This window comes from Turicibacter sp. HGF1 (assembly GCF_000191865.1).
GTDB lineage: Bacteria > Bacillota_I > Bacilli_A > MOL361 > Turicibacteraceae > Turicibacter > Turicibacter sanguinis.
Genome location: NZ_AEXQ01000046.1, coordinates 21,799 through 28,598 on the forward strand (window position 1 = coordinate 21,799; position 6,800 = coordinate 28,598).

At 33.8% G+C, this 6,800-nt stretch carries 8 protein-coding genes; 1 reads left to right on the forward strand and 7 read right to left on the reverse strand.

Annotated features, from left to right (window positions below; genetic code table 11):
• Positions 1 to 217 precede the first annotated feature (217 nt).
• Complete coding sequence (locus tag HMPREF9402_RS04410) at positions 218 to 982, forward strand: polysaccharide deacetylase family protein (RefSeq protein WP_009606632.1); 765 nt, start codon at positions 218 to 220, stop codon at positions 980 to 982.
• A 45-nt stretch (positions 983 to 1,027) separates the two neighbouring features.
• Here the strand turns inward: HMPREF9402_RS04410 and HMPREF9402_RS04415 are convergent, their stop codons facing one another.
• From HMPREF9402_RS04415 to rimM, 7 genes are all read right to left on the reverse strand, one after another.
• Positions 1,028 to 1,816, reverse strand: a complete 789-nt coding sequence (locus HMPREF9402_RS04415; RefSeq protein WP_230310391.1) for a DNA-processing protein DprA — start codon at positions 1,814 to 1,816, stop codon at positions 1,028 to 1,030.
• Positions 1,817 to 1,913: 97 nt separating this feature from the next.
• On the reverse strand, positions 1,914 to 2,687 hold the full coding sequence (locus HMPREF9402_RS04420; protein WP_006783785.1) for a ribonuclease HII: 774 nt from the start codon (positions 2,685 to 2,687) through the stop codon (positions 1,914 to 1,916).
• Positions 2,688 to 3,073: 386 nt separating this feature from the next.
• Positions 3,074 to 3,946 carry a ribosome biogenesis GTPase YlqF gene (ylqF, locus tag HMPREF9402_RS04425; RefSeq protein ID WP_006783786.1) on the reverse strand — a complete coding sequence of 291 codons (873 nt, stop codon included), beginning with the start codon at positions 3,944 to 3,946 and terminating at the stop codon, positions 3,074 to 3,076.
• A 124-nt stretch (positions 3,947 to 4,070) separates the two neighbouring features.
• Positions 4,071 to 4,625, reverse strand: coding sequence for a signal peptidase I (lepB, locus tag HMPREF9402_RS04430; RefSeq protein WP_006783787.1), 555 nt, complete (start codon positions 4,623 to 4,625; stop codon positions 4,071 to 4,073).
• Between the two features lie 217 nt (positions 4,626 to 4,842).
• On the reverse strand, positions 4,843 to 5,193 hold the full coding sequence (gene rplS, locus HMPREF9402_RS04435) for a 50S ribosomal protein L19 (protein ID WP_006783788.1): 351 nt from the start codon (positions 5,191 to 5,193) through the stop codon (positions 4,843 to 4,845).
• A 246-nt stretch (positions 5,194 to 5,439) separates the two neighbouring features.
• On the reverse strand, positions 5,440 to 6,174 hold the full coding sequence (gene trmD / locus HMPREF9402_RS04440) for a tRNA (guanosine(37)-N1)-methyltransferase TrmD (protein ID WP_006783789.1): 735 nt from the start codon (positions 6,172 to 6,174) through the stop codon (positions 5,440 to 5,442).
• The gene (gene rimM / locus HMPREF9402_RS04445; RefSeq protein WP_009606629.1) at positions 6,174 to 6,680 is read right to left on the reverse strand and encodes a ribosome maturation factor RimM; all 507 of its coding nucleotides are present in this window, start codon (positions 6,678 to 6,680) and stop codon (positions 6,174 to 6,176) included. The genes trmD and rimM overlap by 1 nt, the downstream gene beginning before the upstream one ends.
• Between the last annotated feature and the right edge of the window lie 120 nt (positions 6,681 to 6,800).

The window sequence follows — 6,800 nt, forward strand, 5'->3', positions numbered from 1 at the left end:
CAACTCATCGGTGTGATATGAATCAAAATAAAACACAAAAAATATTACTGGTTTATATCAAGCTTGTCAATATTTAAACTATAATTTAACAATATTATCGTCCTACCTTTACCGATTCTCTTCTTTTTTCCCCTAAATCCTCCAAAATATTTTTACTATATTTGGATTTATGTTATAATCTTTCAATAAATTATGATAAAAACCGGGAGGATAAATCATGAATAACTTTAAAAAAATGATATTTTCAATCATCACGCTTGGACTCGCTATCGGAGTGGTAGTGACCTTCATTTTCAAAGATCATCAGATCTTACAGCATAATTCAGACGTTGAGATACAACCTGAAGCCATTGAAGAAGAACATTTAGCTAATCAAAAGGTCATGTATTTAACATTTGATGATGGTCCAAGTGAGTACACTAAAAAAATTGTCGATATTTTAGATGAACACCAAGTTCCTGCAACCTTCTTTTTTATTGGAAAAAATGTCGATGGAAAAGAAGATTCGGTTCGTTATGCTGCCAAGCATGGTCATACGATTGGCCTACATTCAATCTCTCACAATCGTGATGTGATTTATAACGAAGCAGAACCTTATAAACTACTTGAAGAGTCTTTAGAACTCCAATCTTATCTTGAACCCTTAATTGGTTATAAAACTGTTATTATTCGCCCCCCTTATGGAAGCTCTTTTATGCCTGATGTTATTTTTAATAACGTTGGAGAAGCCGGATTCAAAATTTGGGACTGGTCAATCGATACCAATGATTGGCGTGAAGAAACAACCGTCGAATCGATTATGACCTTTTTAAATGAGTTTCCTGCGGGGGAAAGAGAGATATTACTTGAACACGAGCTTCCGATTACTCTAGAAGTATTACCTCTGATTATTTCCCACTATAAAGAACAAGGCTATCTCTTCAAAGCCTATAATCAAGACGAGCACTTTCCTTATAATTTCCATCTAAATGATAACTATTAAAAAAGGTGAGGCTAACAGCTGTTAGTCTCACCTTTTTTCTTTCCTCTATAACGGATAAATCATCTTTAATTCATCTAATATCTCTTTATAATCAGTTAAACAATTCGCTCCTTCTTTAATTAATTCTAAACTCCCTTCTGAATAGATAGAATTATATTCTCCTGGTAAAGCATAAATAATTTTTCCATCGTATAAAGCCTGTTTGGCTACATGCGTCATTCTTCCTTCTTTAGTTGCTTCAATAATCATTAAAATATCACTCAAAGCTGTAATAATTCGATTTCTCAGGTAAAAATGTTGTCGCCCTATCGGAATATGCGGGGGAAACTCACTGATAACTAAATGTCCCTTTGCCATTAATTGATAAAGTTGATAATTTTCCGACGGATAAATTCTTGAAAATCCAGACGCTAACACGGCAATACTTTTTCCATTTTTAGAAGAGACATGATGTGCAATCGCATCAATCCCTAAATCCAAGCCCCCAACTATCACGATGTTTTGGTTAATTAATTGAGCAACTAAGGTCTGGCATGATTTCATTCCATAAGTTGAAGGCCGATTCGTTCCCATAATTCCAATTTTTTTCTCTTTAAGTAAGTTAAGGTCTCCTTGATAATACAAGACAAAGGGTGGCATTTCCATTTGTTTAAAATAACTGGGATATTCCTCATCAACAATCGTGACAATTCTAGTTTGAATGTCATCAAATAAGGATTCAGCTGATGGTTCAATAGAAAACTGTGTTAATTTAGGATCTTGTCTTAATGCCTCATACATTAAAAACCAATTTCCACGCTTCAGAATACTTAACTTTATTAATCGATTTCGCATTGTCATATCATCACCTACTGTGATATACGCTTTACTTGTCTATTTTCCTTCTGAAAAGATAAAAAAAAGAGCTTATATAATTAAAAGCTCTCTTAATCTAATTAAATTTTGAACGAATTGGTTCAAATGACTTACGATGTTCAGAAATAATTCCATGTTGCTCGATAGCTAGTAAATGTTCTTTTGTCCCATATCCAACGTGGCGTTCAAACCCATATTGCGGATAAGCTGAACCTAACTTCTTCATATAGGCATCACGTGTTACTTTGGCAATAATACTGGCTGCTGCTATCGAAACACTTTTAGAATCACCTTTAATAATTGATGTTTGAGGAATATCTAATCTCGGTAGACTCATAGCATCTAGTAATAAATGTTGAGGTTTAGGATTTAATTTTGAAACGGCTCGTTCCATTGCAATTTTAGTTGCCTCATAGATATTATATTGATCAATTTCTTCACTCGTACAAATTCCAATCCCAATACTAATCGCATTCTTTTTGATTTGCTCATAAAAATATAGTCGTTTAGACTCTGATAATTTCTTAGAATCATCAATTCCAAACAACCAACAATCTGCAGGTAAGATAACAGCTGCCGCAATAACCGGTCCCGCTAACGGTCCACGTCCAACCTCATCGACTCCGGCAATTAATTCGATTCCACTGTAACGCAATTCATTTTCATAAATTGACATCGTAATAAATTTTTGAAACTCATCATATTCTTTTTGAATCTTATTTTCATACTGTTTTAGTAGTTTTTGAACGCTCGTACGTCCATCTTGTTTTAATTCATCTATAAATACTTCATCAACAACATCTTGTTGTAAGATTCTTTTTATTTCCTCTACCGTGTACTTTTCACTCATTGTGCAGCTCACCTTTCCAATTAAAAAGCGATAACTTATTCATTCTACCAACGTTTTGTAAAATAGTCAACATTGTCAGTAAAAGTGCCTAAATTTCTAATTTTAAACCTCTATCTTCCATTTTCAAACTTTTTTAATTTTAACATCATTTTTATCCAATTTCTACATCATTTTAAATTTGTTTCTCATTTATAGACAAAATTCTTCTTTTTTCTCAAATCAAATAAAAAGAGAATGAATTCCTAATCTTAGAACTCATTCTCTTTCTATCTAGACAGAAGTATTTTTAAAATTAGACTTCATCCTGAAGCCTTGTTACAAATAAAGCACACTTTAATTCAAATAAAAGCTTCCCAAGTCCGAAAACTTATCTAAATTTTTATCCTTTATTCACTGACCGTTTCTTGATTTAAATCTTTTGGACATTCAAATGATAGTCGTCCTAATTTTAGGCTACGAATTTCACGTAATAAAATTTCATAAACTTTATCATAGTCAACAATTCCACCTGATTGCAAGAACCCACGTTTCGTTCCAATTTCCTCTAGAACCGCTACTTTATCTTCGAAGTTCCCACTTAAATGGTAACGTTCAATTAGGCGCTGTGGATAATGTTGAATTAAATAGTCTAACGCATATAAAATAATATGATCAAGGGTTAAAATCGTATCCTTAATTGCACCCGTTACTGCTAAATTATAACCCACACGTTTTTCTTCAAATTTAGGCCATAACACTCCTGGTGTATCTAATAACTCTAGCTCTTGTCCAACTTTCACCCATTGTTGAGCTTTTGTAACTCCCGGACGGTCTCCAGTCTGAGCCGCTTTACGTTTAGCTAAATTGTTCATCAACGTTGACTTTCCAACATTTGGGATACCTAAAATCATCGCACGAACTGGGCGAGGACGTAATCCTTTCGCTTTTTCTTTAGCGAATTTTTCCTTTAAAATTTCTTTTGATGCCTCTGTTATTTGCTTAATCGCATTTTGGTGAAGAGCATCAATCGTAATTGCAGGTTGACCTTGCTCTTTGAAATAATTAAGCCACTGTTGTGTGACATTAGGATCAGCCATGTCCACTTTATTTAAAATGATTAATTTTGGTTTATGTTTAATAATTTCATTCATCATTGGATTACTTGATGAATACGGAATTCGTGCATCTAGTAATTCAAACACAATATCCACTAATTGTAATTTTTCTTGAATTTGACGGCGAGCTTTGGCCATATGCCCTGGAAACCATTGTACTGTCATCTTGTCACTCCCTAAGCTGTATTTTAACCTATCATCATAGGTTTTTAAGCTTTAAAACTTTAATTCATTTCGTTTACTTCTACTATTATAACTTAAAAAATCCAAAATTTCGACCAAAGTTTGATTACTCAACTTTACCAAAATGTGATAAAGGCCATTGAATCCAGGTCGCTTTACCAAGGATTTGATCTTCACTAATCAAACCAATATGACGACTATCTTTACTATGTGGACGATTATCGCCAAGTACTAAATAATAGCCTTCTGGAATCACATCGCAAGGATCAAACTGACAAATTTCTTGTAAGGTGAAATCAAATGTAAAATCATCCACATATGATATGATTTCTTTTCCTGCCTCTAAAAAAGGTTCGGCTATAGGTTGATTATCAATATAAAGCTGATCATCTTCATAACGGACGGTTTGTCCTGGTAATCCAATCACACGTTTAACATAGTAAACATCTGGCGAATATTCAAATACGATAACATCAAAGGCTTTGGGTTTATAATTAAATTCCCATAAAATAACTGAGTCTTCATGGTGTAAGGTTGGATACATAGAAGGCCCATCTACTTTTACAGGTGTAAAAACATACTTATGAACAAGTGTTACGATAATAAAAATAATAACAAATGTTTTTACCCAATCAAATATCTCTAGTAATACTTTTTTCATTCCTTTCACTCCACACGTTTATTTTGTATCGTCAGTTCTCTCAAACGATTTAAAAATAAAAATTTTGCTACTTTTTATTATACGCCTTCTTAACTGGACACATTCAGTTTAATGTTAATTTTACCATAAAGTTGAAGTTTTTCATAAAAAAAGATGCCCTAAAACAAGGTTTTTAGGACATCTTCGTTGCAATTGAGGTAATTGTTTTAAACTAAAACTATCGACGCTCTTTAATACGAGCAGCTTTAGCTGATAAGCTACGGATGTAGTTAAGTTTTGCACGACGAACTTTACCACGACGAGTAACTTCGATTTTTTCGATAACTGGTGAATGTAATGGGAATGTACGCTCAACACCACATCCGAAAGATACTTTACGAACTGTGAATGTTCCACTGATTCCTTTTCCATTTTGACGTTTTAAAACTAAACCTTCGAATGCCTGAATACGCTCACGGTTACCCTCTTTGATACGTACGCTTACACGGACGTTATCTCCTGCGCGGAATTCTGGTAAGTCAGTTTTTAAATAAGATTGTGTTAATTCATTGATTAATTGTTGACTCATTTGTCTACACGCTCCTTCATCGCAAATTCATTCAGTTAGCCTTCTAACTCAGCGGAATTTGGTGTTTATGCTCCAATGGCACGTCATGAATCATATCATAAACAACTCTTCAATTCAATCTTTTTTTATAAATATTTTTCAAAAAAGGTTGTTTTTTCGAGGGCACCTGACGAGCTTAGACCACATTTTTCTACAATATGCAAAACTTGTCTTCGGCTAATAAAAAAAGATAGCGTCGGCTATCTCTTATTTCTCATTTTCAAACTTTTCAATGATTTTTTGATCGGCTTCACTCAATTCGTGATGCTTTAATAAATCAGGACGACGAGACCACGTACGATAAAGGGATTGTTCATGACGCCACTTTTCAATCTCTTTATGATTCCCTGACATTAAAACAGGCGGAACTGTCATTCCTCTAAAATCAACCGGACGGGTATACTGTGGAAACTCTAGTAATCCCATTGAAAATGAATCATTTTCATGAGATTCCTGTTTTCCTAACACATCAGGAAGCAGACGAACAATGGCATCTGTCATCACCATCGAAGCAAGTTCACCACCTGTTAACACATAATCACCAAGTGATAATTCATCAGTCACTAAATGTTCTCGAATTCGTTCATCAAAGCCTTCATAATGACCACAAATAAAAATCAGATGCTCCTCTTTTGATAATTCTTCTGCTTTCGCTTGAGTAAAAGGCTCTCCCTGAGGACACATCAAAATAATACGAGGATTCGCGCTACTATTTTGACACACTGATTCAACCGCATCAAAAATCGGTTGAGGCGCTAAAAGCATTCCCGCTCCACCACCATACGGATAATCATCTACTTTTTTATGTTTGTTTTGTGAAAAATCACGGAAATTCACTGTATTTAGTGTCACAGCTCCACGATCTTGGGCACGTTTTAAAATGGAACCATTAAAAACTCCTGAAAACATTTCAGGAAATAAAGTTAAGACATCAATCTTCATTATAATAATCCTTCTAATACTTCAATGATAACTTCTTTGGCTTCAACATCAACCGATTTAACCACATCTTCGATGTATGGAATTAACGCATCTTTTTGACCTTTACGCTTAACCACCCAAACATCATTCGCACCTGTTTCTAAAATTTCAGTAATTTCTCCGATTTCTTCACCTGTTGTTGCTTTAACTGTGCATCCAATGATCTCAAAATAATAAAACTCATTTTCATCTAAATCATCTAAATTTTCAGCCGATACTAATAAATCACAACCTTTATATTTTTCAACATCATTAATCGAATTTAAATGTTTAAATTTTAATAAGTCTGCGCCTTTATGTTCACGATGCGTCGCAACTATAACTTCGATGTACTCACCATTAAACTCAATAAACAACTGATTTCCTTTTTTAAAACGTTCCTCTTTAAAATCACTATTTGAAACAACCTTAACCTCACCTTGTAAGGCATGCGTGTTTACAATTTTACCAACTTGTAAAAATTCCACAATAAAAACCTCCTATAAAAAGTGCCAATTAAAATCAAATCGACTTAACTCGCAACCTTTCAACAACATCTATCTTTATTATGGTAATACAAAAAACAATTTTATACAATAAAAAGGTGG

Excerpts from the sequence above, each read along its gene's own strand:
- trmD (WP_006783789.1), bottom strand. The coding sequence starts at position 6,174 with ATGAAGATTGATGTCTTAACTTTATTTCCTGAAATGTTTTCAGGAGTT.
- rplS (WP_006783788.1), bottom strand. The coding sequence starts at position 5,193 with ATGAGTCAACAATTAATCAATGAATTAACACAATCTTATTTAAAAACT.
- HMPREF9402_RS04410 (WP_009606632.1), top strand. The coding sequence starts at position 218 with ATGAATAACTTTAAAAAAATGATATTTTCAATCATCACGCTTGGACTC.
- ylqF (WP_006783786.1), bottom strand. The coding sequence starts at position 3,946 with ATGACAGTACAATGGTTTCCAGGGCATATGGCCAAAGCTCGCCGTCAA.
- lepB (WP_006783787.1), bottom strand. The coding sequence starts at position 4,625 with ATGAAAAAAGTATTACTAGAGATATTTGATTGGGTAAAAACATTTGTT.
- HMPREF9402_RS04415 (WP_230310391.1), bottom strand. The coding sequence starts at position 1,816 with ATGCGAAATCGATTAATAAAGTTAAGTATTCTGAAGCGTGGAAATTGG.
- HMPREF9402_RS04420 (WP_006783785.1), bottom strand. The coding sequence starts at position 2,687 with ATGAGTGAAAAGTACACGGTAGAGGAAATAAAAAGAATCTTACAACAA.